Source organism: Sphingobacterium sp. 18053 (genome assembly GCF_902706145.1).
Lineage (GTDB): Bacteria > Bacteroidota > Bacteroidia > Sphingobacteriales > Sphingobacteriaceae > Sphingobacterium > Sphingobacterium paramultivorum.
The window spans coordinates 1-397 of record NZ_CACSJW010000057.1 but is presented as its reverse complement, the minus strand read 5'-3'; the positions used below and the strand labels follow the sequence as shown (position 1 = coordinate 397).

The window sequence follows — 397 nt, the reverse complement described above, 5'->3', positions numbered from 1 at the left end:
TAATCACACTATTGATGTTTGGTTAAGATACGCAATGGTTAAATCGACGTCATGTATAACCATTGATTTCATGAATATGTCGCAGCTAACTGAACGGACCTTTACGCCATCTGAATCTCTCAGCAGCCTGTCACTTTTTCTTAGTCTGGCACGAGGACAGTGTCGGCCGGGTAAATTCTTGCATCGCCGTAGTTTTCGCCAGAAATTTTTGCTGCGCTCGTTGATTATGCCGCGTTTAAGCGTTGAGTGGATGAACGAACTTTCCCACTGGCCTAATCTCAATGTGTTGTTAACGCGCCAGCCGCGACTGCCTGTACGTCTACATCGCCCTTACCTTGCGGCGAATCTTAGCCGTAAGCAATTGCTGGAGGCGTTACGTTACCATTATGCGTTACTC

1 protein-coding gene is annotated in these 397 nt (G+C 46.9%); it reads left to right on the top strand.

Features of this window, described 5'->3' with window-relative positions:
* Window positions 1–34: 34 nt before the first annotated feature.
* Window positions 35–397: DUF535 family protein (locus GVK91_RS27885; protein ID WP_369073916.1), on the top strand; the 363-nt coding region annotated here is incomplete at its 3' end.